The sequence below is a fragment of the Amycolatopsis sp. SB7-3 genome (assembly GCF_041021335.1).
GTDB classification, from domain to species: Bacteria; Actinomycetota; Actinomycetes; order Mycobacteriales; family Pseudonocardiaceae; genus Amycolatopsis; species Amycolatopsis japonica.
Window position 1 is genome coordinate 296,314 of record NZ_JBFPJQ010000006.1, and the last position, 21,482, is coordinate 317,795.

Sequence of the window (21,482 nt, forward strand, 5' to 3'; positions counted from 1 at the left end):
CCAGGGAGGTGCTCAGGGTGCTCCGGAGCTTCCGGTTGGGCAACCACCGCTCTTTTCGCGACGAGCAGGAGTTGCTCCTGATGCCCGCGATGCCGGGGGACGAGCGCGCGGCGGTTCCCGTGGCGGCCGTCTACGGGGCGAACGCCTCCGGAAAGTCGAATCTGCTCGACGGGCTCTTCACCATGAGGTCCCTGGTGGAGGGTTACTGGAGCCTTCTCCACCAAAGTCACTTCCGGCTCGGCTCGGGGGACAGCAGGCGCCCGTCGACTTATGTCGTGGAACTGATGCTCGACGACGTCCGCCACACCTATGGATTCCGGATCGACGGTGAGACCGCGGCCGACCGGGTGGTGGAGGAGTGGCTCTACACCTATCCGGAGAAGCGTCGGCGAGTCATCTTCGAACGGCAGGGCGGCAGCGTCCGATTCGGGAGCACGACCGCGGACCTCAAAAGCAAATTCGCCGTGCTGGAGGAGTTGATCCAGCCGAACGCGCTCTTGCTCAGCGTCTGCGACCGGCTACAGCTGGGCCCCCTGGTCCCGGTCTATCGCTGGTTCAAACAGGAATTGCGGGTGTGGCTCAGGAATCAGCAGTGGGAGCCGCTCGAGGTACAGCGAAGGGTCACCGAGTTCATCGACGTGGACCCGGACAACCGGGCGCGATTGATCGCCTTGCTGCGAGCCGCTGACACCGGGATCACCGACATGGTCGTCTGGCAGGACAAGGGCAGCGACCATCGTTCGGTACGACTGCACCATGGGCAGGGCGCCGAGCCCTTCAGCCTGTTCGACGAATCGGCCGGGACGAACAATTGGCTCGGGCTCTTGCCGACCGTCCTGACCGTGCTGGACAACGGATGGGCCTTCGTCGTGGACGAGATCGACACCAGCCTCCATCCCAAACTCGTGGCGGAGCTGATCGGCTTGTTCCGTGATCAGGGCGTCAATCGACGCGGAGCCCAACTGGTCTTCACCACCCATGACACGACTCTCCTGGGCACCATGCTCGGCGACGACGTGCTGGAACGAGACCAGATCTGGTTCGTCGACAAGAACGCCGAAGGCGCGAGCGAGCTTTACCCGCTTACGGACTTCAAGCCGCGCAAAGACCAGAACACCGAACGGCGCTATCTCGCCGGTAGCTATGGGGCCGTTCCGGTGCTGGGTGACTTCGCCGAGGCAGTGCTGGGCAGATGACTCGCCGGGAGAACAGCGGCCGGAGGCGGTCGGCATTCAGGGAGGAGCGAACGTCGGTCCTCGTCGTCTGCGGTGCCGAGGCCACGGAGCCCGCGTATTTCGAGGGGCTCAAACGGGCACGGCGTAACCCGGCCGTCACCATCAAGATCAAGGCGAAGCGCGGCGACCCGGACACGGTGGTCAAGTACGCGGCGGGAATGCGCGATCGTGCGGAGGGAACGCACGACGAGGTGTGGTGCGTGGTCGACGTCGACGAGTTCGACCTCGACAAGGCCGCGGCGACGGCCGGCAGGCTCCGGATCAATCTGGCGATCTCGAATCCGTGCTTCGAGTTCTGGTTGCTGCTTCATTTCGAGGCTTGCTCGGCGCCGTTGACCTGCTACGGGGACGTGGCGAAACGGCTGGTCAAGCACGTACCGGGGTTCAGTAAGTCGGCGTTGCGGTTCGCGGACTACGAGAGTGGGATCGAGGCCGCTGTCCAGCGCGCGAAGAAGCACAACGTCGAGTTGGGCTTCGAGCACGGTCGGAACCCGTCCACCGGAGTCTGGGCCTTGGTCGAAAAGATCAACTGAAGACCGGTGCAACGGACCGGAGCCTCCGCTACGTCCTTGACCCGTGGACCTCAAGAAGCTGCTCGTCGTCCTCTGCGCACTGGTCGGCCTCGCCTGCGGGGCCGGCAGCTCCGCCGCGCGCGAGCAACCCGCGCCGGCCCAGCCCGCGCCGGTGCAACGGCCTCAGCCCGCTCGCGACGCCCAGAACAGCGTCGAGCTGGGGAAGACCGTCGTCCTCAAGACCGGTGACACGACGGAGGTCGCGTCGAAGGACGTCAGCATCCGCTTCGCTCGCCTGGTGTCCGATTCCCGCTGCGCCACGGGAATGGTCTGCGTCTGGGAAGGGGAGGCCGTGGTCGAGCTGACCTTGGCCGAACCGGGACGCGGCGAGCGGACGACGGCGGCCCTCGCTTCCACCGGACGTGGTGGCAGGCAGTCCGTCGAGTTCGCCGCCTGCCGGGTGGACCTGGTCGCCGTGAGTTCGGGGGGCGACCAGGTCACCCTGCGGGTGTCCAAGGCCTAAAGGGGATTGCCCCAGCCGTCGAGATACGCGACTTCGGACAGCGGCACACGCGCCGCCGGTTTGAAATCCGGCACCGTCGTGTAGGCGACCGGCAGCAGCCCGACCTGCGTGACGTCGGCGGGGATGCCGAGGATTCCGGCCGCCTCCGCCTCGTGGGGCAGGTGGTACGTCGTGAGCGTCGAGCCGAGGCCGCGTGACCGCAGCGCCAGCTGGAAGTTCCACACCGCCGGGAAGATCCCGCCGTAGAACGCGGCGTCGGTCGCGTTGTCGCCGCTCGGCCTGCCGGTCAGGCACGGGATGACGAAGACGGGCACCCGGTCGATCACGTCGATCAGGTGCTGTCCCGACGCGAACGCCCGCGCCACCGAAGGCTCGGTGATCGCCTCGCCCAGCGCCGCCGCGTTCGCCTCCAGGTATGCCTTCCCGACCCGCCGGAACAGCTCGGACAACCGGTCCTTCACGCCCTGATCCCGCACGACGAGCCACCGCCACGCCTGCTGGTTGCCCGGTGTGGGTGCCTGCAGCGCGAGCCGCAGGCACTCGTCGAGCACCTCGGGTTCCACCGGACGGTCCAGGTCGAGCTTGCGGCGGACCGCCCGCGTCGTGCTGAGCAGGTGGTCGGTGACCGAGGTGTCCATGTGCCGCCCTTCTACAGATGCTTCGCCAGGAAGCGGTCGATCAGGTCGCTGATCGGTTCGAGGTCCTCCTCCAGCGCGAAATGCCCGGTGTCGAAGAGGTGGACCTCCGCCGAGGGAACATCTTTCCGGAAAGCCTCGGCCCCCGCCGGGACGAAGAACGGGTCGTTGCGGCCCCACACGGCGAGTACGGGCGGCTGGGCCTCGCGCAGCCACGCCTGGAACTTCGGGTACGCGGGCGGGTTGTTCCGGTAGTCCCAGAACAGGTCCAGCATCGCCTCCGCGCGGCCGGGGCGCTCGAGGAAGTACTGGTCCAGCAGGTAGTTCGCGGGATCGATGGTCTCCGGGTCGCGGGCGCCGGTGTACTGGTAGCGGATCTGCTCCGGTTCGAGGATCGCCTCGAAGCCGCGCCGCGCCTCGGTTTCGTCGGTCAGGGAAGGGAAGTCCGGCATCGCCGGGCCGAGCCCCTCGACGTAGGCGTTGCCGTTCTGCGTGATCAGCGCCGTGATCTGGGAGGGCCGTGAGACGGCCAGCCGCAGGCCCGTCGGAGCGCCGAAATCGAAGACGTAGAGCGCGTATCGCCGCAGCTCCAGCGCGTCCACGAACTCGCCGACGACCTCCGCGAGCCGGTCGAAGGTGAACGTGAAGCCCTCGGGCGTGACGGTCTGCCCGAAGCCCGGAAGGTCCGGGGCGACGAGCCGCCACCGGCCGGCGAGACGCCGCATCAGCCGCACGAACTGGTGCGAAGACGTCGGGTAGCCGTGCAGCAGGAGCAACACGGGCGCTTCGGGGTGGCCGGCTTCGCGATAGAAGACCTCGACGTCGCCGAGCTTGACGGAACGGTGCCGGATGGTCGCCATGAGCACTCCCTAATGGTTAAAACTGTCTCGAACCATTAGTACCTGATAGTGTCAAGGCATGCTCGATCTCGACTCGCTTCCCGGTGACGATCTCGCGGTGAACCTCGCCGACACGGTCATGCTGGCCGTCTCGCCGTCGATCGACCTGCTCGACGAGGGGCACGCCCGGTTCTGGTCGGCACAGGCTCTGCCGGAAGGCGCCCGCGCGCCTTCGCCCGAGCAGACGAGGCGGCTGCGTTCGGCGGTGCGTGAGCTGCTGGAGGCGGTCGTGGCGGCGCGGGAGCCCGAGGCGTGGGCGGTGGAGCGGGTGAACGCGGCCGCGGCCGCCGTCCCGACCAGCCCGCGGCTGATCGACGGGGGAGTGGAGACGTGCTGGCACGGCGAGGACGGCGGGGAGATCGCCCTCGCCGCCGTCGCGGTCGCGGCGATCGACCTCGTGTCCGGGCCGCGCGCGGCTCAGCTGCGGCGATGCGGCGCGCACGACTGCTCGATGCTGTTCGTGGCGGCCAACAGTAGGCGGGTGTGGTGCACGCCGTCGCTGTGCGGCAACCGGGTCCGGGTCGCGCGCCACGCGGCGAAGGGCTAGAGCTCCAGCAGCATCCGGCTGTTGCCCAAGGTGTTCGGCTTCACGTACGGCAGGTCGAGGAACTCCGCGACACCCGGATCGGCCGAGCGCCGCATCTCCTCGTAGACCTCCTGGGTCACCGGCGTCCCGTCGATCTCGACGAACCCGTGCCCGGCGAAGAAATGGGTCTCGAAGGTCAGCACGAACAGCCGTTTCAGCCCGATCTCGCGCGCGAAGTCGATCAGCTGCCCGACCAGCGCGTGCCCGATGCCGCGCCCGCGGGAGTCCTTGTCGACCGCGATGGTGCGCAGCTCCGCGATGTCCTCCCACAGCACGTGGAGCGCGCCGCAGCCGAGTACGTCGTCGCCGTCCTCGACCACCCAGAACTCCTGGACGCTCTCGTAGAGGGTGACGAGTTCCTTCTCCAGCAGCACCGTCCCGGCGTCGGAGTCGACCAGCGCCTTGATCTTGCGGACGTCCGCGATCCGCGCCCGGCGGACGGTGGGGCGGCGGTGCGGGAGGGGGTCTGAGGGCACGTCCACCATTAAGCCATCCCCGGCGCCCGGCCCGGTCGAGGGCTCGCCCGAGCGAGCGATCGCCGACCCCGCGAACAGGCCAGCTACCCTAAGGCACGTGCCTTCTCCCACCACTGATCCTGTCGCCACCCGTCGCGTTTCCTTGTTGACCCTCGGTTGCGCCCGCAACGAGGTCGATTCCGAGGAACTCGCCGGACGGCTGGCGGCGGGCGGCTGGGAGCTCGCCGCCGAGCCCGAGGACTCCGACGTTGTGGTCGTCAACACCTGCGGCTTCGTCGAGTCCGCGAAGAAGGACTCGGTCGACACGCTGCTCGCGGCGTCCGACACCGGCAAGAAGGTCGTCGCCGTCGGGTGCATGGCCGAGCGCTACGGCAACGAGCTGGCCGAGAGCCTGCCCGAGGCCGACGCGGTCCTGGGCTTCGACCACTACGCCGACCTCGCGGAGCGTCTCGACGACGTCGTGGCCGGCCGCAAGGTCGAGTCGCACACGCCGTCCGACCGCCGCAAGTTGCTGCCGATCAGCCCGGTCCAGCGCCCGACCGCCGCCGAGTCGGTCGAGGTTCCGGGGCACGCGCAGCACGGCTGGGGCCCGCGCGTGCTGCGGACCAGGCTCGACACCTCCCCGGTGGCCGCGCTGAAGATCGCCTCCGGCTGTGACCGCCGCTGCTCGTTCTGCGCGATCCCGTCCTTCCGCGGTTCCTTCGTGTCGCGGCAGCCGGACGAGATCGTCGCCGAGGCGATGTGGCTCGCGGAGAACGGCGTCAAGGAGGTCTTCCTCGTCTCGGAGAACTCCACCTCTTACGGCAAGGACTTCGGCCGCGACGGCGCCCGCGCGCTGGAGCTGCTGGTGCCGCGCCTGGCCGCGGTGCCCGGTATCGAACGCGTCCGCGTCTCGTACCTGCAGCCCGCCGAGACACGCCCCGGCCTGGTCAAGGCCATCGCGACCACCCCGGGTGTGGCCGACTACTTCGACCTGTCCTTCCAGCACTCCAGCGAGACCGTGCTGCGCCGCATGCGCCGCTTCGGTTCCACGGACTCGTTCCTCGCGCTGTGCGATCAGATCCGGGAGCTCTCGCCGAACGCCGGTATCCGCACCAACGTCATCGTCGGGTTCCCCGGCGAGACCGAAGAGGACGTCGCCGAGCTGGAGCGCTTCCTCAACGGCGCGCGGCTCGACGCGGTGGGCGTCTTCGGTTACTCCGACGAGGACGGCACCGAGGCCGAGACCTTCGACGGCAAACTCGACGAGTCCGTGGTGGCCGAGCGGGTCGCGCGGATCTCCGCGCTGGTCGAGGAGCTGACGTCGCAGCGTGCCGAGGACCGCATCGGGGATTTCGTCGACGTCCTGATCGAGCAGGCGGAGGACGGCGAGGACCCGATCGGCCGCGCCGCGCACCAGGCCCCCGAGGTCGACGGCGAATGCGTCCTGATCGAGACCGAAGACCTGCCCAAGCTCGCGGTGGGCGACTTCGTCCGCTGTGAGGTCGTCGACTCCGAGGGTGTCGACCTGATCGTGCGGCCCGCGCCGCCCGAGGCCGACCGGTGAATGCCGCCCCGAGCGACGCCGGGGCCGGTGAGGGGACGGGCGGTGAGCACGCCCGGGTACCCGAGGCCACCCCGGTCCCGACCCTGAACCTGGCGAATCTGCTCACGATGTCGCGGCTGGTGCTGGTGCCGCTGTTCGTGATGGCGCTGTTCGTCGGCGACGGGGAGGACACGTTCTGGCGCGCGATCGCCACCGCGCTGTTCGCGATCGCGTCGTTCACCGACCAGGTCGACGGCTGGGTCGCGCGCAAGTACGGGCTGATCACCGACTTCGGCAAGATCGCCGACCCGATCGCCGACAAGGCGCTGATCGGCGCCGCGCTGATCGGGCTGAGCGTGCTCGGCGAACTGGGCTGGTGGGTCACCATCGTCATCGCGGTCCGCGAGATCGGCGTGACCCTGCTGCGCTTCTGGGTGATCCGGCACGGCGTCATCCCGGCCAGCCGGGGCGGCAAGGCCAAGACGCTCGCGCAGATCGCGGCCATCACCGCGTACCTGCTGCCCCTGCCCGCGTCGGCCGAGCCGGTGCGCTGGGTGCTGATGGGGCTCGCGCTGGTGCTGACCGTCGTGACCGGTCTCGACTACGTCGTACGCGCGGTCCGGCTGCGCGCGGCGGGACGGCGTGCCGCGGGCGCATGAAAGCTGAGACCTTGATCACTCACCTGATCGAGCGTGGGGAGACGGTGGCGACGGCCGAGTCGCTGACCGCCGGTCTGGTCTGCGCGACGCTGACCGAGGTCCCCGGATCGAGTGCCGTCGTACGAGGCGGACTGGTGGTCTACGCCACCGACCTCAAGGCGAAGCTGGCCGGGGTCGACGAAGACCTCCTCGCCGCGCATGGCGCCGTGCATCCCGAGGTCGCGGCGCAGTTGGCCGCCGGCGCGAGGGACCGGTGCGGCGCCACCTGGGGTCTCGGCCTGACCGGTGTCGCGGGTCCGGACGGACAGGACGGGGTCGCGCCCGGCGTCGTCCACGTCGGTCTCGCCGGACCGGACGTCCTCACCGTCCGTACGCTGGGCTTGAGCGGTGATCGAGCCTCGGTCAGGGCGGGTGCCGTCTCCGGCGCGTTCGCCCTGCTGGGGGAACATCTCGCATGATCGCCGCGTTCGCCCTTGGCGTATTGCCGTGTCAACACCTGCGCCCAGGGCACCGCTCTGGGTAACGTAGGGGGTAGTCAGTCCTGGAAGGGAGGCGCGTGATGACCGTGCTGTTGCGCGAGGCGATCGGCGACCGGCTCCGACACGCCCGCACGAACCAGCGTCGAACGCTGCGGGACATCTCCCGCGCCGCCAGGGTGAGCCTCGGTTACCTGTCCGAGGTCGAGCGCGGGCAGAAGGAGGCGTCCAGCGAGCTGCTGGCGTCCATTTGCGAGGCCCTGGACCTTCCGCTCGGCGAACTCCTGCACAAGGTCGCGGCGGACGTCTCGGCGATGGACAACGTCGAGGTCGCCCCGGTGGACGAGAAGGTCGAAGCGGGCAAGAGGCGCGCTCCGGAGCGGGAAAGCGCCGAAGCGGGCGAGCTCGAAGGCGGCCGTCTGGTGTCCGAGCTGATCGGCAACGATCTGGCCGACCTGCGGATCTCGCCGCCGCCGCGGATGAGCCCCGCGCTGCGGACGACGATCTCCGCACCGAAGATGGTCGCCGCTTAGCGAAGGTCGTGAACGGAAGAGGCCCCAGGCAGTCGCCTGGGGCCTCTTCCGTCAGTTCGCGTCGAACGTGCCCGCCTGGTAGGAGCCACCCTTGGTGTGCGTGATCACGAGCAGCCGGTTGGCGGCGTTGATCATCGCGACCAGGTAGACCAGCGCGGCGACCTGATCGTCGTCGTAGTGCTTCCGCACCCGGGCCCAGGTCTCGTCGGAGACACCCTGGTGCGCGTCGACGATCCGGCTGCCCTCCTCCGCGAGCGCCAGCGCGGCCCGCTCGGCCTCGGTGAACACCGTCGACTCGCGCCAAGCGGCGACCAGGTTGACGCGGACCGCGGGTTCCCCGGCTGCCGCCAGGTCCTTGGCGTGGGCGTCGACGCAGAACCCGCAGCCGTTGAGCTGGCTGGCCCGCAGTGACACCAGTTCCTGGGTGACCTTCGGCAGGGACGAACCCTTGATGCCCACACTGACGTTCGCGAAGCGTTTGCCGAGCTTGGCGCCGAGCTCGGTGCCGTTCAGATCGAAACGGGAATCCATGATCTCGTCCTCTTTCGTGGTCGTGTGCCGAACGACCACCAGATGCCGCCGGTCAGGCTGCGCTGACAGGCTCGGGGCGTGACGAGCGCCACGGCTTCGACGTGTCAGGAATCGGGGAGACGCGGCGTCTGGTGGGGGCCACGCGTCGCCGAGAACAGGAGCGAGTCCATGTCCGACACCGCCACGGAGGCGTTCGTCGCCCACCGGAACCTGCTGTTCACCGTCGCCTACGAGATGCTCGGTTCGGCCGCCGACGCGGAGGACGTCCTGCAGGAGACCTGGCTGCGCTGGTCGGGCGTCGACCTCGGCACCGTGGAGAACCCGCGCGCGTACCTGGTCCGCGTCACCACCCGGCAGGCGCTCGGCAGACTGCGCACGCTCGGCCGCCGCAAGGAGTCCTACGTCGGTCCCTGGCTGCCCGAACCGCTGCTCACCAGCCCCGACGTGGCCGACGACGTCGAGCTTGCCGACAGCGTCTCGATGGCGATGCTGCTGGTGCTGGAGACGCTCACGCCGACCGAGCGGGCGGTGTTCGTACTGCGCGAGGTGTTCGACGTGCCCTACGGCGAGATCGCCGAAGCCGTCGGCAAGACCCCGGCCGCGGTCCACCAGATCGCCCACCGGGCGCGGGCGCACGTCGCCGCCCGGCGGCCGCGCGGTGTCGCTTCCCCCGGCGAGACCAAGGACGTGCTCGACGCGTTCCACCGCGCGGTCCGGACCGGTGACCTGCAGGGACTGCTCGACGTGCTGTCCCCGGACGTCGTCTTCCTCGGCGACGGCGGCGGCGTGGTGCAGGCCGTACTGGAGCCCGTGGTCGGTGCCGCGCTGGTCGCGCCGCTGCTGGCCGCGAGCCGTCCGGTCCGCGACGAGGCGGCGACGATGGCAACGGCGCAGGTCAACGGCCATCCCGCACTGATCCTCCGGCTAGCTGGGGAGGTCGACACGGTCGTCGCGCTGCGGGTCGAGGACGGACTCGTCACCGGCCTCTACGCGGTGCGCAACCCCGAGAAGTTGTCACGTATGGACCAGGAGACCGTCCTGGGGCGCTGACTCCGGCCGTTTTCACCCACCGTCACCGGCAGGTGAACCCGAAAGGTCGTGGACGTCACAGTCAGGGGGATCCCTGAATTCCGTCGGGGTCGCCTGGAACGCGGGACGCCGACCTGACACGATGGAACTCAACGCCGGGGTCGGGACGTTGCAACATCACAGAGGGGACGCCCCACCTCGAGGTAACAGCCCGTGGGATGCGAGAAGGCAGGCGGAGGAGATGGCCAACCCGTTCGTGAAGTTCTGGAAGTACATGATGGCGGCGTTCTCGTCGAAGATCGACGAGCACGCCGACCCGAAGGTACAGATCCAGCAGGCCATCGAGGAGGCACAGCGCAACCACCAGGCGCTGACCCAGCAGGCCGCCTCGGTGATCGGTAACCAGCGTCAGCTGGAGATGAAGCTGAACCGCCAGCTCGGCGACGTGGAGAAGCTGCAGGCTTCGACCCGCCAGGCGCTGGTGCTCGCCGACGAGGCGCGTGCCAAGGGCGACGAGCAGAAGGCGACCGAGTTCGAGAACGCGGCGGAGAGCTTCGCCGCGCAGCTCGTCACCGCCGAGCAGAGCATCGAAGACCTCAAGACCCTGCACGACCAGTCGCTTCAGGCTGCGGAGCAGGCGAAGAAGGCCGTCGAGCGCAACGCGACCATGCTGCAGCAGAAGCTGGCCGAGCGCACCAAGCTGCTCTCGCAGCTGGAGCAGGCGAAGATGCAGGAGCAGGTCTCCGCTTCGCTGAACCAGATGAGCCAGCTGGCCGCGCCGGGCAACACCCCGTCGCTGGAAGACGTTCGCGACAAGATCGAGAAGCGCTACACCACCGCGCTCGGCTCGGCCGAACTCGCACAGAACTCCGTCCAGGGCCGGATGATGGAGGTCCAGGCCTCCACGACGCAGCTCGCGGGGCACTCGCGGCTGGAGCAGATCCGTGCGTCCATGAAGGGTGACTCCGTCGCTCAGGTGACCGACGGCAAGACCGCCGCCGCGCCGAAGGCGTCGAGCTCCGCGGACATCCAGCGTGAGATCCAGGCACGGGTTCAGGCCGAACAGGGCAAGAACCCCGCCTGACACACCAACTGGAGCCGGTCCCGCACCCCGCGCGGGTGCGGGACCGGTCTCACCAGAAGACAGGGGAGAGGGCATGGGGCAGGGCAGGCGCAAGGACTTCGGGGAGTTCACCGCCAAGCTTGAGAAGCACATCGAAAAGCTGCCCGACTACGCCCAGCGCGCGCAGGAGAAGCTGCAGCGCTACATCCCGCCCTCCGAGCAGGGTTCCTCGCGGCCCGCTCAGCCGGCGCCGCCCCGGCCGCGCCCCCAGATGCCGCAGATGCCGGCCATGCCGAAGATCTCGCAGCAGCTGACGTCGATGGCCGCCGGGCAGATCCCGGTCGTGGCCGACGCGAAGGCCAAATGGGCGCGCTGGAACGAACCCGCCGCCAAACTGGAGCGACGCAAACGCCGTGCCTCGCGGGCGCTGACGTTCTGGATCCTCCTCACCTTCCTTTGTGGACTGTTCGCCGTCGTCGCGGGCACCGGTCTGTTGAAGAACGGTGAGGCCGACGTCCTCCAGGCCATCGCGGGCGGCGCCTTCGCCGTCATCTTCGGGACTTTCGGGGTGAAGTCGGGGCTGCGGCTGCGGACGCTCAACCGCACCGTGCTGCCCGCCGCCCCCGCCACTCCGCCGCCGCTGCCCCCGGCGCGGTCGGTCGCGCGTGAGCCGATGGAGCGCCTCGCCGAGAGCGAGGCTTCGCTGGCGGAGCTGCTTCGCCAGCTTTCGCAGCCGACGTCGCTCGGCACCATGCCGGTCTCGGAGATCGCCGTCGCGGACGCTCGCACCACCGCCGCCGAGGCGGCACAGGCCCTGCGCGGGCTGGCAGGCCGGATCCAGGCCATCGAACGCGGCCGCGACGCCGCGCCCGAGCGGGAACGCGGCGCCCTCGACGCCGCCATCAGGCAACTGCGCGACCAGCTCGAAGACGGTCTCGACGGCTACGGCGGTCTCGTCGCGGCCGCCGGGCACACCGTCGCCGCGAGCTCGGACGGCATGACCTCGTCCAAGGAATCCCTCTCCGACGCGACCGACAAGCTCGCCGGCCTCGCCATGGCCCTGCGCGAACTCTCCTGATCGCGGTCATGTCCGTCTGATCACGCGAGTTCCGCCTTCGATCACGCGAGATCGCTGTTCAAACACGCGAGGTCCGGAAACGGGTAGGGTCTGAGGCGCTTTCCTGGACCATCGTCTCATTCGTCGTCGCTAATACTCCATTGCGTAACGACCTGCTCACTGTGCGGTACCGAAACGCTCGCGTGACCCGAATCCGCTGGTGACGGCGACCCGCGGTGCCTAACGTTTCTTCCATGCACGCAGTGCTCATCCCGGCCCGGGCCTGAACCCAGCCCGCGTGAGCGGGCGTCCCAGGGTGGCGGACCGGACACAGTGGATCTCGCGCAGTGGTCTTTCTCGTCCCCGCCGAGGAAAGGACGCCCAGTGACGACGCTCCCCCCGGAACCAGAGCCGACCCCCGTCCCGCCTCCCAGCTCCTACCAGCGCGTCATAGCCGCCTACGACCGGATAGCCGAAGTCGACCGCCCCGACGTCTGGATCACCCTCCGCCCGGTGGAAGACGCCCTCGTGGACGCGAAAGCCGTCGATGAACGGCTGCGCGCGGGCGCGGACCTGCCGCTCGCGGGCACCTTGGTGGCGGTCGCGGACGTCGTCGACGTCGCCGGTCTTCCCACGGCGGGCGAGGACGTCTGCTGTACCGGCGCCACCTCGGTGTCCCGGCTGACCGCGGCCGGGGCGGTCGTGATCGGCAAGACCAACTGCGACCGGTTCGGCAGCGACCTCGAGCACACCCGCAGCCCCTACGGCGCCGTGAGCGCGGCACTGAACACCGCCCGGGTCTCCGGAAGCGCGAGCAGTGGCGCGGCCGTCGCCGTCGCGCTCGGCCTCGTCGATCTCGCGGTCGGCACGGACACGGCGGGCGCGGGCCGCGTTCCCGCTTCGCTCAACGGGATCGTCGGCCTGAAGCCGACACTGGGTCTCGTGCCGAAGACCGGCGCCGCGCCGTGCGGCGGGATCGCCCTGTTCGCCCGCAGCCTCACCTTGGGGCAGCGCGCGCTGGGACTGATGACCGGTCCCGACGGGATCGACCCGCTCGCCCGCGACTGGCCGCCGGACGTCCGGCTGTCGGCGGGCGACCGGCCGCGGGTGGCGATCCCGGGCTCCGACACGCTCACCGGCCTTTCGCTGCAGTCCCGATCCGCCTTCCTCGGCGCGGTTTCGGCGCTGAGGGCGTCCGGCGCCCTCGTGGAGACCGTGGAGGTCTCGGCACTGCTGAAAGTCGGCGAGCTGATCCACGACGACGGCTTCACCGCCGACAGGCATCGTGTCGCCGAGGCCGGGATGCTCGCGCTCCGGATGCTGTCCGAGTACGACGCCCTCGTGCTCCCGACCGTCGCGGACCATCCCGAGGTCTCCGAGGCGTTGTCCGATCCGGACGGTGTCTCGAAGCGGCTGGAGCGCTTCACGGCGTTCGTCAACCTGCTCGACCTCGCCGCCGTCACGGTTCCGGCGTCGCCGTCGGATCTGGGGCCGTACGGGGTGTCGGTGGTGGTGCGGCCGTTCGACGACCAGGTCGCCATCGACCTGGCCGCCGTGCTCACCGACGAACAGGCCGATTTCCCTTATCCCGCACCGGGTGCGGATCTCGTCGTGTTCGGCGCGCATCTGCGCGGTCAGCCCTTGAACGGCAGCCTGGTCCGTGCCGGGGCGCGGTTCACCGGGCTGGTCCAGACCGCCGAGGGCTACCGGATGTTGTTGCTGCCCACCGATCCGCCCCAGCCAGGGGTCGTGCCGGTGAGCGCGACGGGCGAGCACACGATGCTTTCGGGTGAACGCTGGCGGCTCTCGCCCGCCGCCCTCGGTGCCTTCGCGGCCACGCTGCCCGCGCCGTTCGTGCTGGGCCGGATCCGGCTGGAGAACGGGGAAACGCCGCTGGCCGTCCTGTGCGACCAGGCGGCCGCCGCGACGGCGACGGAGCTGACGCGGTACCAGTGCTGGCGTGCCTACCTCAGGTTCGTCAGTACGGCCGGGCCGCGAGACCTCGGGCGACCCGCTTGACCAGACCGGGACCGTGCAGGGCGAAACCGGTGTAGAGCTGGACGAGACCGGCGCCGGCGTCGAGCATCCGTGCGGCGGCGCCGGCGTCGAAGATCCCGCCGACGCCGATGATCGGCAGCTTGCCGCCGGTTTCGTCGTGCACGAACCGCACCACCTCGACCGAACGCGCGGTGAGCGGACGGCCGGACAACCCGCCCGCCTGCTCGCCGACGGCGGCCTCGGGCGGGGCGATCCCTTCGCGTGACAACGTCGTGTTGGTCGCGATCAGCCCGGCGACGCCGTGGTCGAGGCAGACCTCCAGCAGTTCCGCGAGCGCTTCGTCCGTGAGGTCGGGGGCGACCTTCACCAGCACCGGCGTCGGCTTCGCGTCGCCGGCGAGCCCGGCCGAGGTCTCGCGCAGCTCGGCGAGCAGTTCGGCCAGCGCGGACTTGTCCTGCAGCGCGCGCAGCCCCGGGGTGTTCGGGGAGCTGACGTTGATCGCGAAGTAGTCGGCGTACGGGTACAAGGCCCGCAGCGAGAACCGGTAGTCCTCGACGGCTTCGTCGAGCGGGGTCACCTTGGACTTGCCGATGCTGACGCCGAGCGGCACCGGCGGCTTCCCGGTCGCGGCGAGGCGGGCTGCGAGCGCTTCGGCGCCTTCGTTGTTGAAGCCCATCCGGTTGATCACCGCGTCGGTCTGGGCGAGGGTGAACAGCCGCGGTTTGTCGTTGCCCGGCTGCGGATGCCGGGTGACGGTGCCGACCTCGACGAAGCCGAAACCGAGCGCGGGCCACGCGTGCAGCGCGCGCCCGTTCTTGTCCATCCCGGCGGCGAGCCCGACCCGGTTCGGGAAGCGCAGGCCGAGGAAGGTGACCGGATCGTCCGTCCGGTAGACGCGGCCGAGCGCGGCGAGCGCGGGGGAGACCCGGCTCAGCCTGGCGAGCGAGCCGATGGTGCGTTCGTGCACGGTTTCGGGGTCGCTGCCGGAGACCCGGTAGAGAGCGGGGCGGACGATCTTGTCGAAGAGCACGGCCCCATCATGCCTGGTGAGCTCTAGCGCTTCGCCTTCCACTCGTCTTCGAGCATCGCGAAGACGAGTTCGTCGGTCCATTCACCCTTGACGACCTCGTTCTCGCGCAGATGCGCCTCCTTGCGCATGCCGAGGCGTTCCATCAGCGCGGCCGACGCGGTGTTGCGTCCGTCACAGCGGCCGATGATCCGGTGCAGGCCCAGCTCTTCGAAGCCGAGGCGCAGCAGTTCGGTGGCGGCCTCCGCGGCGAACCCCTTGCCGTGGTGATCGGGATGGAAGACGAACCCGATCTCGCCCTGACGGTGTTCGCTGCTCAGGTATTCGAGGTTCAGGTCACCGATCAGCTGCCCGGTCTCGGTCAGCTCGACGGCCACCGCGAGGAGCTGGCCTTCCTTCGACAGGCTGCTGCTGTGCACCCGTTTCGCGAGCGCGGCGGCGGATTCGGCCCGGCTGCGCGGGCCCCAGTAGAGGTAGCGGGCGACGTCGGCGCGGGACTGGAAGGAGTTGAGTTCGTCGAGATCCGCGGAGGTGAAGGCGCGGAGGGTCAGTCGCTGGGTGATGATCGGGAAATCGGGCCTCAGCATGGCGTCAATCTATCCAGTCCACGGGGTTCCCGGGGGCGGAACTGCGGTGGACGGTCTTCTGGGGCGCCGGGCGGCACCCCGGAAATAGGGGTACCCCCGAGGCGGCTCCCGGACGCCGGGAATCGGCGTCCGGGCCCGAGCCGGACCGGTGCTCGGGAACCTCGGGGGCCCGGTGACTGCCTGGTATTCGCTAGCAGGCATCACGCGAAGCAGAGACGACGAGCCGAAGGTGGCTCCAACTTGCGTTGTATCGCTGCTCTGAAGTCCTACGCGTGGGGTCCGCTAGCGGACAGCCACCTCACGAGTCCTGTTGGAATACAACTTTGGACCACCTCCTCTCTCGTGTACCGCCACGCTATGCGAGGAGTTCGGGGTCCTGCAACAAGATTTCGTCGATCTCCCGCAGCAGGGCGGTCTTGTCCGCCGAGGGCAGAAAAGAGGCTTCCACGGCGTTCTTCGCGAACAGGGCGATTTCGGCCGGCGTCAGCCCGAGGGCCTCGGCCACCGCCAGGTACTCGCCGTCGAGGGTGGCGCCGAACATCGGCGGGTCGTCGGTGTTGAGCGTGACGGTCACCCCGTGGTCGAGCAGCCGCCGCACCGGATGCGCCGCGATCGAGGGGAACTGGCCGGTGCGGAGATTCGACGTGGGGCAGACCTCCAGCGGTATCCGTTGCACGGCAAGGTGTTCCAGGAGCGCCGGGTCGGTGTGCGCGCCGACGCCGTGGCCGATCCGTTCGGCGCCGAGATCGTGCACCGCCGACCAGACGCTGGCGGGCCCGGTGGTCTCGCCCGCGTGCGGGACGCTGTGCAACCCCGCCTCCCTCGCCGCGGTGAAGAACGGGGCGAACTGCGCGCGGCCGACACCGACCTCGGGGCCGCCGAGCCCGAAGGACACCAGCCCTTCGGGGCGTTCGCGGAGCGCGAACACGACCGTCTCGCGGCCGGCGACGACCCCTTTCTCGCCGGGAATGTCGAAGCACCAGGCCAGTTCCACCCCGTGGTCGGCCCGCGCCGCGGCCCGTCCGGTGGCGAGCCCGGTGAGGAGATCGTCCGTCGACATCCCGTCGAGCACGTGGTTGTACGGCGTCACGGTCACTTCGGCGTACCGGGCGTTCTGCGCGGCCAGATCGGCCGCCAGCCCGGTGACGAGGGTGTGGATGTCGCGGGCGTCGCGTACGAGCGACGTCACCGCCAGGTAGTTGCGGAGGAAATGCGGGAAATCGCGGAAGGTGAAGAACTCGGCGAGTGCCGAAGGCTCGGTCGGCACTCCCGCGGAAGGCCGTCGGCGGGCCAGTTCCAGCACCGTGGGCAGGCTCGCCGAGCCGACGAGGTGGACGTGCAGTTCGACCTTGGGCAGGGCGTGCACGAACGCGCGCAGCGCCCCGCCCGTGAGGATTCCGGGCATGACAAAGCTCCCTGGGAGAAGTGAAGGGTGACATGCGGAAGGAGCGGGCGGCTCAGGGAGCGAGGTCGCCGCGTTCGGTGTCGGCCCCGTAGAGCGGGAGCTTGAACAGCGTCACGGGTCCAGCTTAGCCGCCGGGAGCGGGCCCGGACTGGCATTTCGGGCAGAACCAGGTCGGCCTCGCCTGGTACCCGTCGCCCTGGGGCGCGACCTTCAGCCGTCCTCCGCAGCGGAAGCAGCCTTGTTTGGTCCGTTCGTAGACCCAGTGTTCGCGGCCGCGCCGCAGATCGCCGGTGGTGGTCTGCGAGGTGCGCCAGGCGTTGCTCTTCAGCAGTTTGCGGCCGAGCGCGACCGCTTTCGCCGTGTCCACTCCGGACACCGGTGTCCACGGCGTGACACCGAGCAGGAAGCACATCTCGACCTTGTACATGTTCCCGATCCCGGCCATGATCCGCTGGTCCAGCAGGGCGTCGCCCAGTTCGCGGTCCGGGTCGGCGGCGAGCGCGGCCGCCGCCCGCTGCGCGAGTTCATCCGTCCATTGTGGATCGAGCAGATCCGGGCCGAGATGGCCGACCAGGCGGTCTTCCTCGTCCGTGGGTACGAGTTCGAGATCGTGCACGCGGAAGCCGATCGCCTGCAGCTCGTCGGTGGCCAGGATGACCCGCGCCTGATGCGCCGGATGCCGCCAGCGCGCGCCCGCCCGGTAGACGTCCCATTTGCCGTCCATCCGCAGATGGCTGTGCAGGGTCAGGTCACCGGAGAGCCGGGTCAGCAGATGCTTGCCGACCGTGCCGACGCCGAGCACGTCACGGCCGGCGAGATCCGTCGTGGCCAGCTGGGGCACCCGGAACTCGCCGCGCAGCAAGGTCTTGCCCGCCAACGCCTTGTCGAGGACCTTGCCGGCGAGGAAGACGGTGTCGCCTTCGGGCATCGGCGCCTATCCCGTGCCGGTGTCGCTCAGCTTGGCGGGCGCCTCGGTGGTCTCGGGCTCTTCCTCGCCGCGGACGCGATGCCGTCCGGCCCGGCTGGAGCGCAGGACCTTCGCCAGCACCATGTTGAAGGTGAGCGCGATCTCCTGCGCGCCGGGGGAGTGCCATTCGTGGATCGGGCTGCACGCGCCCTGCGCCTGCTGCACGGCGAGCCGGTCCGGGATGGCCGTCGGCATCACCAGCGGGCCGAAGTTCTCCCGCAGTTCGGCCACGCGGAACTGGTGCTCGTAGGAGCGCACGCGGAGTTTGTTCACCACGACGCCGATCGGCCGCAGCCCCGGGTTCTGCTCCTCGCGGATCTTCTCGATCGCGTCGAGGGCGCGGCGCGCGCCGGAGACGGCGTACATCGTCGGCTCGGTGACGATCAGGGCGCTGTCCGCGGCCACCAGCGCGGAGCGGGTCAGCCTGCCCAGCGACGGCGGGCAGTCGAGGATCACCAGTTCGTAGGGTTCCTCGCGCAACGGGTTCGTGTGCAGCTCGTCGAGCGCGCGGGAGAGGTTCTCCAGGCGGCGGCTGTCGGCGTCGGGCTCGTTGAGCATCTCCAGCTCTTCGGCGCCGACGAGCACGTCGATCTGGTCGCTCCACACGCTGGGCGCGATCGCCCGTTCGAGTACCGAACGCACCGGCGTCTCGAGGACGTCGGCCAGCGTGCGATCGGTGAAGGGCGGGTCCAGCGAGGTGGTGGCGTTGCCTTGCGGGTCGAGGTCGGCCACGAGGGTCCGGGCGCCCCTACGCAGCGCGGCGGACGCGACACCGAGGGCGACCGTCGTTTTACCGACGCCACCCTTCAGGCTGAGAACAGCGACCGTGTGCACTCGATACAGCCTACGGGCAGTCCGCGGGGTGGCCCCTTGGCAAGGTGTCGAACACCGCATCGGACTACACCCGACGGGCCGGCGAAGGCGGGCATTACCCTGTGCGTTTATGAAGACGGACACCGTGGCCACGCGGGGATCGGGGGCGGTTCGCCGGGTTCTCGAAGCAGAACTCCGGGCCGCACGGGCGCGAGGCGCACAACAGCCGCACGTCGTCGACGTCGGCGGCGGCAGCGGCGGCTGGGCGGTGCCGCTGGCCTCGGCGGGCTGCCTGGTGACCGTGGTCGAACCGAACCCCAACGCGCTGGCGACCCTGCGCCGCCGCGCCGAGGAAGAGGGCGTCTCCGGAAGCATCACGGTGATCGCCGACGACTCCGACGCGCTCGGAGCCCACGTCGCCGCCGGATCGGCCGACCTCGTCCTCGCGCACGGCCTGCTGGAAGTCGTCGACGACCCGGCGCTCGTGCTCGCCGCGCTGGCCGCCGCGGTCAAACCCGGCGGCGCGGTCTCGGTGCTGGTGGCGAACCGGCACGCCGCGATCCTGCAGCGCGCGCTGGCCGGACGCCTCGGCGAGGCGCGGGAGCTGCTCGCGGCCGAAAGCGGCGTGCTCGGCGGTGGCCGGGAGACCGTGCTGCGGCGGTTCGACGCCGAGGCCCTGCGCGCCCAGCTGATCGAGGTGGGCCTTGAGGTGACCTCGCTGCAGGGCGACGGCGTCGTGGCGGATTTCGTGCCCGGCGGGGTGCGGGAAGAGGACCTGGCCGAGTTCGAGCTGGCGGCGGCGTCTGTCGCGCCGTTGCGGGACATCGCGAGCCGGCTGCACCTGCTGGCCCGCCGTCCGGCCTGACCGTCGCGGAGCCCTTCCGGATGTCATGAAAGGGCCGTTCAGGACGAGAAATGTCCTGAACGGCCCTTTCATGACACTCGAAGCGGGGAACTGTCGGTGGCCCGGGCTAGCGTCTGCCCGTGGGACGAAACGCTGAACTGCCCGGAGGGATGGCCCGCTACCGCGTGACGGCCGGGGCCACCACCTGGCCCGACGACACCGGCTGCGGCCTGCTGCACGTCGACATGGACGCCTTCTTCGTGTCCTGCGAGCTGCGCACCCGCCCGGAGCTGGCGGGCAAGCCGGTGGTCGTCTCCGGCGGCGGGCCGAGGTCGGTCGTCGCGGCCGCGAGCTACGCGGCGCGCGAGTTCGGCGTCCGGTCGGCCATGCCGTTCTCGACGGCCAAACGGCTCTGCCCGCAGCTGATCTGCATCACTCCGACACCCGGGCTCTACGGCGAGGTGTCCCAGGGCGTCATGGGGATCTTCCGCGAGCTGACGCCACTGGTGGAGCCGCTGAGCCTGGACGAGGCCTTCCTGGACGTCAGCGGGGCGCTCAAACGGCTGGACTCCTCGCCCGCGCGGCTCGGAGCCTGGATCCGCGAGCGGGTGGCCGCCGACTTCGGGATCAGCTGCTCGGTCGGCGTCGCGAAGGTCAAGTTCGTCGCGAAGCTGGCCTCCGGGATGGCGAAACCGGACGGCATGGTCGTCGTCCCGGCGGCCGAGACGCTCGCGTTCCTGCACCCGCTGCCCGTGTCGGCGCTGTGGGGCGTCGGCAAGCGCACCGAGGAGCATCTGCGGCAGCAGGGGCTCGACACCATCGCCGACGTCGCCGCCGCCCCGCTGTCCAGGCTGCGGCGCTCGCTCGGGCGGGCGCTGGGGGAGCATTTGTACGCCCTCGCGAACGGGCACGACGACCGCAAGGTCATCCCCGAGTCCCCGGACAAGTCGATCGGCGCCGAGGTGACCTTCGACGTCGACCTCCACGACCGCTCGGCGCTCGGGCTGGAACTGCTCCGGCTGTCGGAACGCGTCGCCGCCACCTTGCGCCGCCGGGGCCTTCGCGGGCGGACGGTGTCGATCAAGGTCCGGTTCGCGGATTTCAAGACCATCACCCGCGCCAGGACAACCGCCGTCCCGGTGGATGTGGCCCGCGACATCCACCGCACGGCCGTCGAACTCCTCACCGAGCACGCGCCGACGGGCGCAGTCCGCCTGATCGGCGTAAGAGTCGAGGGATTGGACACGGAGAGTAGTGGAGAACAGCTGCTTTTCGCATCTCCCGAACCCCGTTGGCGGGATGCGGAAGTCGCCGCCGACGTCGCGAGGTCGAAGTTCGGTGCCGCCGCGGTGCGGCCCGCGTCACTGCTGACCCCCCGTGACCAGTGACATCGCCTGCTCGGTCGTCTTCGAGAGAGCCGAGTCGGGTGGTTTCGGCCAATTCGATCCCTTCTGGATACGGGATCGGGTAGTCGGACGAGCGCGGGGCTCGTATCCTGGACAGAGACACCCCGCCTGGGGTTGTCTGTTGGGTCCATGACGTTGCGCGGCCCGGCGCCCGCGACAGCTGTGCCGGAGGAGGAAAGATGCCACTCTCCGAGCATGAGCAGCGGCTGCTCGATCAGATCGAGCGCGAGCTCTATGCCGAGGACCCCAAGTTCGCATCCACGGTGCGAGGCACCCGGTTGCGCCGCCCCGCCCGCCGACGGCGTTTGCAGGGCATCGCCCTGTTCGTAGTGGGCGTCGCACTGTTGGTGCTCGGCGTGGTGGTCAACATCCGGGTGGCCGAGATCCCAGTGATCAGCGTGCTCGGGTTCCTCGTGATGTTCTTCGGAGTCATGATGGCCGTCACATCGATTCGGCAAGGAGCCGAAGCGGAGGGCGGTAAGGACAGCGGTGGCCCGGGTGGCGGCGGAGGTGGCGGCGGCAAGTCGTCCACGCGCCGGAGCTCGTTCACCCAGCGCATGGAAGAGCGCTTCCGCCAGCGCTTCGAGGAGCAATAGCTCTCACACACGCGAACATGCCGGCAGGGCGATGCCCCTGCCGGCATGTTCGCGTTGTCCTGCCCGGGGCTCTAAGCGCGTGAAGGCCTCCTTCCCTCGG

General features: G+C 69.8%; 24 protein-coding genes. 15 read left to right on the forward strand and 9 right to left on the reverse strand.

Annotated elements, in window-relative coordinates:
* Nucleotides 1-17 precede the first annotated feature (17 nt).
* Genes AB8M46_RS34120 through AB8M46_RS34130 form a run of 3 tightly spaced genes read left to right on the forward strand, consistent with a single transcriptional unit; the run spans nt 18 to nt 2,270 of the window.
* Entirely contained in the window at nt 18-1,196 is a 1,179-nt protein-coding gene (locus tag AB8M46_RS34120) for an ATP/GTP-binding protein (protein WP_037343474.1), read from the forward strand.
* The gene (locus tag AB8M46_RS34125) at nt 1,193-1,768 is read left to right on the forward strand and encodes an RloB family protein (RefSeq protein WP_037343132.1); all 576 of its coding nucleotides are present in this window, start codon (nt 1,193-1,195) and stop codon (nt 1,766-1,768) included. Before AB8M46_RS34120 ends, AB8M46_RS34125 begins: the two co-directional genes overlap by 4 nt.
* 43 nt (nt 1,769-1,811) lie before the next feature.
* A complete protein-coding gene (locus AB8M46_RS34130; RefSeq protein WP_037343134.1) occupies nt 1,812-2,270 on the forward strand; it encodes a hypothetical protein in 459 nt (152 codons plus the stop codon).
* Here the strand turns inward: AB8M46_RS34130 and AB8M46_RS34135 are convergent.
* Nucleotides 2,267-2,908 (reverse strand): nitroreductase family protein, encoded by a 642-nt coding sequence (locus AB8M46_RS34135; protein ID WP_394362879.1) that lies wholly within the window; start codon nt 2,906-2,908, stop codon nt 2,267-2,269. The two genes, AB8M46_RS34130 and AB8M46_RS34135, sit on opposite strands and share 4 nt — an antisense overlap.
* An 11-nt stretch (nt 2,909-2,919) precedes the next feature.
* A complete protein-coding gene (locus tag AB8M46_RS34140; RefSeq protein WP_394362880.1) occupies nt 2,920-3,765 on the reverse strand; it encodes an alpha/beta fold hydrolase in 846 nt (281 codons plus the stop codon).
* A 58-nt stretch (nt 3,766-3,823) separates the two neighbouring features.
* Here AB8M46_RS34140 and AB8M46_RS34145 point away from each other — a divergent pair, with 58 nt between their 5' ends.
* Nucleotides 3,824-4,351 carry a CGNR zinc finger domain-containing protein gene (locus AB8M46_RS34145; protein WP_394362881.1) on the forward strand — a complete coding sequence of 176 codons (528 nt, stop codon included), beginning with the start codon at nt 3,824-3,826 and terminating at the stop codon, nt 4,349-4,351.
* On the opposite strand, the gene AB8M46_RS34150 is transcribed toward AB8M46_RS34145, so the two are convergent.
* The gene (locus tag AB8M46_RS34150) at nt 4,348-4,875 is read right to left on the reverse strand and encodes an amino-acid N-acetyltransferase (RefSeq protein ID WP_016332644.1); all 528 of its coding nucleotides are present in this window, start codon (nt 4,873-4,875) and stop codon (nt 4,348-4,350) included. The two genes, AB8M46_RS34145 and AB8M46_RS34150, sit on opposite strands and share 4 nt — an antisense overlap.
* 88 nt (nt 4,876-4,963) lie before the next feature.
* Here AB8M46_RS34150 and rimO point away from each other — a divergent pair, with 88 nt between their 5' ends.
* From rimO to AB8M46_RS34170, 4 genes are all read left to right on the forward strand, one after another.
* The gene (rimO, locus tag AB8M46_RS34155) at nt 4,964-6,412 is read left to right on the forward strand and encodes a 30S ribosomal protein S12 methylthiotransferase RimO (protein WP_037343141.1); all 1,449 of its coding nucleotides are present in this window, start codon (nt 4,964-4,966) and stop codon (nt 6,410-6,412) included.
* Nucleotides 6,409-7,050 (forward strand): CDP-diacylglycerol--glycerol-3-phosphate 3-phosphatidyltransferase, encoded by a 642-nt coding sequence (gene pgsA / locus AB8M46_RS34160; protein WP_394362882.1) that lies wholly within the window; start codon nt 6,409-6,411, stop codon nt 7,048-7,050. Before rimO ends, pgsA begins: the two co-directional genes overlap by 4 nt.
* On the forward strand, nt 7,047-7,508 hold the full coding sequence (locus tag AB8M46_RS34165; RefSeq protein WP_394362883.1) for a CinA family protein: 462 nt from the start codon (nt 7,047-7,049) through the stop codon (nt 7,506-7,508). The genes pgsA and AB8M46_RS34165 overlap by 4 nt, the downstream gene beginning before the upstream one ends.
* A gap of 101 nt (nt 7,509-7,609) precedes the next feature.
* Nucleotides 7,610-8,059, forward strand: a complete 450-nt coding sequence (locus AB8M46_RS34170) for a helix-turn-helix domain-containing protein (RefSeq protein WP_037343144.1) — start codon at nt 7,610-7,612, stop codon at nt 8,057-8,059.
* 51 nt (nt 8,060-8,110) lie between these two features.
* Here AB8M46_RS34170 and AB8M46_RS34175 read toward each other — a convergent pair whose 3' ends face one another.
* Nucleotides 8,111-8,590, reverse strand: a complete 480-nt coding sequence (locus tag AB8M46_RS34175) for a carboxymuconolactone decarboxylase family protein (RefSeq protein ID WP_394362884.1) — start codon at nt 8,588-8,590, stop codon at nt 8,111-8,113.
* Between the two features lie 168 nt (nt 8,591-8,758).
* On the opposite strand from AB8M46_RS34175, the gene AB8M46_RS34180 reads away from it, so the two are divergent.
* The 4 genes from AB8M46_RS34180 to AB8M46_RS34195 all read left to right on the forward strand — a co-directional run bounded on the left by AB8M46_RS34180 (nt 8,759) and on the right by AB8M46_RS34195 (nt 13,758).
* Entirely contained in the window at nt 8,759-9,640 is an 882-nt protein-coding gene (locus AB8M46_RS34180) for an RNA polymerase sigma-70 factor (RefSeq protein ID WP_394362885.1), read from the forward strand.
* A 220-nt stretch (nt 9,641-9,860) separates the two neighbouring features.
* The gene (locus AB8M46_RS34185; protein WP_007029352.1) at nt 9,861-10,703 is read left to right on the forward strand and encodes a PspA/IM30 family protein; all 843 of its coding nucleotides are present in this window, start codon (nt 9,861-9,863) and stop codon (nt 10,701-10,703) included.
* A gap of 73 nt (nt 10,704-10,776) precedes the next feature.
* On the forward strand, nt 10,777-11,760 hold the full coding sequence (locus AB8M46_RS34190) for a hypothetical protein (protein ID WP_350598634.1): 984 nt from the start codon (nt 10,777-10,779) through the stop codon (nt 11,758-11,760).
* A 363-nt stretch (nt 11,761-12,123) separates the two neighbouring features.
* Nucleotides 12,124-13,758 carry an amidase family protein gene (locus tag AB8M46_RS34195; RefSeq protein WP_394362886.1) on the forward strand — a complete coding sequence of 545 codons (1,635 nt, stop codon included), beginning with the start codon at nt 12,124-12,126 and terminating at the stop codon, nt 13,756-13,758.
* On the opposite strand, the gene AB8M46_RS34200 is transcribed toward AB8M46_RS34195, so the two are convergent.
* The 5 genes from AB8M46_RS34200 to AB8M46_RS34220 all read right to left on the reverse strand — a co-directional run bounded on the left by AB8M46_RS34200 (nt 13,718) and on the right by AB8M46_RS34220 (nt 18,557).
* Nucleotides 13,718-14,767 (reverse strand): quinone-dependent dihydroorotate dehydrogenase, encoded by a 1,050-nt coding sequence (locus tag AB8M46_RS34200; RefSeq protein WP_350598639.1) that lies wholly within the window; start codon nt 14,765-14,767, stop codon nt 13,718-13,720. The genes AB8M46_RS34195 and AB8M46_RS34200 overlap by 41 nt on opposite strands.
* Before the next feature lie 23 nt (nt 14,768-14,790).
* Nucleotides 14,791-15,351: a GNAT family N-acetyltransferase gene (locus tag AB8M46_RS34205; RefSeq protein WP_037343152.1), complete on the reverse strand. Its 561-nt coding sequence runs from the start codon at nt 15,349-15,351 to the stop codon at nt 14,791-14,793.
* Between the two features lie 355 nt (nt 15,352-15,706).
* The gene (gene add / locus AB8M46_RS34210) at nt 15,707-16,756 is read right to left on the reverse strand and encodes an adenosine deaminase (protein WP_394362887.1); all 1,050 of its coding nucleotides are present in this window, start codon (nt 16,754-16,756) and stop codon (nt 15,707-15,709) included.
* 124 nt (nt 16,757-16,880) lie between these two features.
* Nucleotides 16,881-17,684 (reverse strand): DNA-formamidopyrimidine glycosylase family protein, encoded by an 804-nt coding sequence (locus AB8M46_RS34215; RefSeq protein ID WP_394362888.1) that lies wholly within the window; start codon nt 17,682-17,684, stop codon nt 16,881-16,883.
* Nucleotides 17,685-17,690: 6 nt separating this feature from the next.
* On the reverse strand, nt 17,691-18,557 hold the full coding sequence (locus AB8M46_RS34220; RefSeq protein ID WP_007029346.1) for a ParA family protein: 867 nt from the start codon (nt 18,555-18,557) through the stop codon (nt 17,691-17,693).
* A gap of 109 nt (nt 18,558-18,666) precedes the next feature.
* Between AB8M46_RS34220 and AB8M46_RS34225 the strand changes: the two genes are divergently transcribed.
* The 3 genes from AB8M46_RS34225 (at nt 18,667) to AB8M46_RS34235 (ending at nt 21,382) form a co-directional block, all read left to right on the forward strand.
* Nucleotides 18,667-19,401 carry a methyltransferase domain-containing protein gene (locus AB8M46_RS34225; protein ID WP_037343156.1) on the forward strand — a complete coding sequence of 245 codons (735 nt, stop codon included), beginning with the start codon at nt 18,667-18,669 and terminating at the stop codon, nt 19,399-19,401.
* Between the two features lie 149 nt (nt 19,402-19,550).
* Nucleotides 19,551-20,768: a DNA polymerase IV gene (gene dinB / locus AB8M46_RS34230; RefSeq protein WP_394362951.1), complete on the forward strand. Its 1,218-nt coding sequence runs from the start codon at nt 19,551-19,553 to the stop codon at nt 20,766-20,768.
* 197 nt (nt 20,769-20,965) lie between these two features.
* A complete protein-coding gene (locus AB8M46_RS34235; RefSeq protein WP_037343159.1) occupies nt 20,966-21,382 on the forward strand; it encodes a DUF3040 domain-containing protein in 417 nt (138 codons plus the stop codon).
* Nucleotides 21,383-21,482 lie beyond the last annotated feature (100 nt).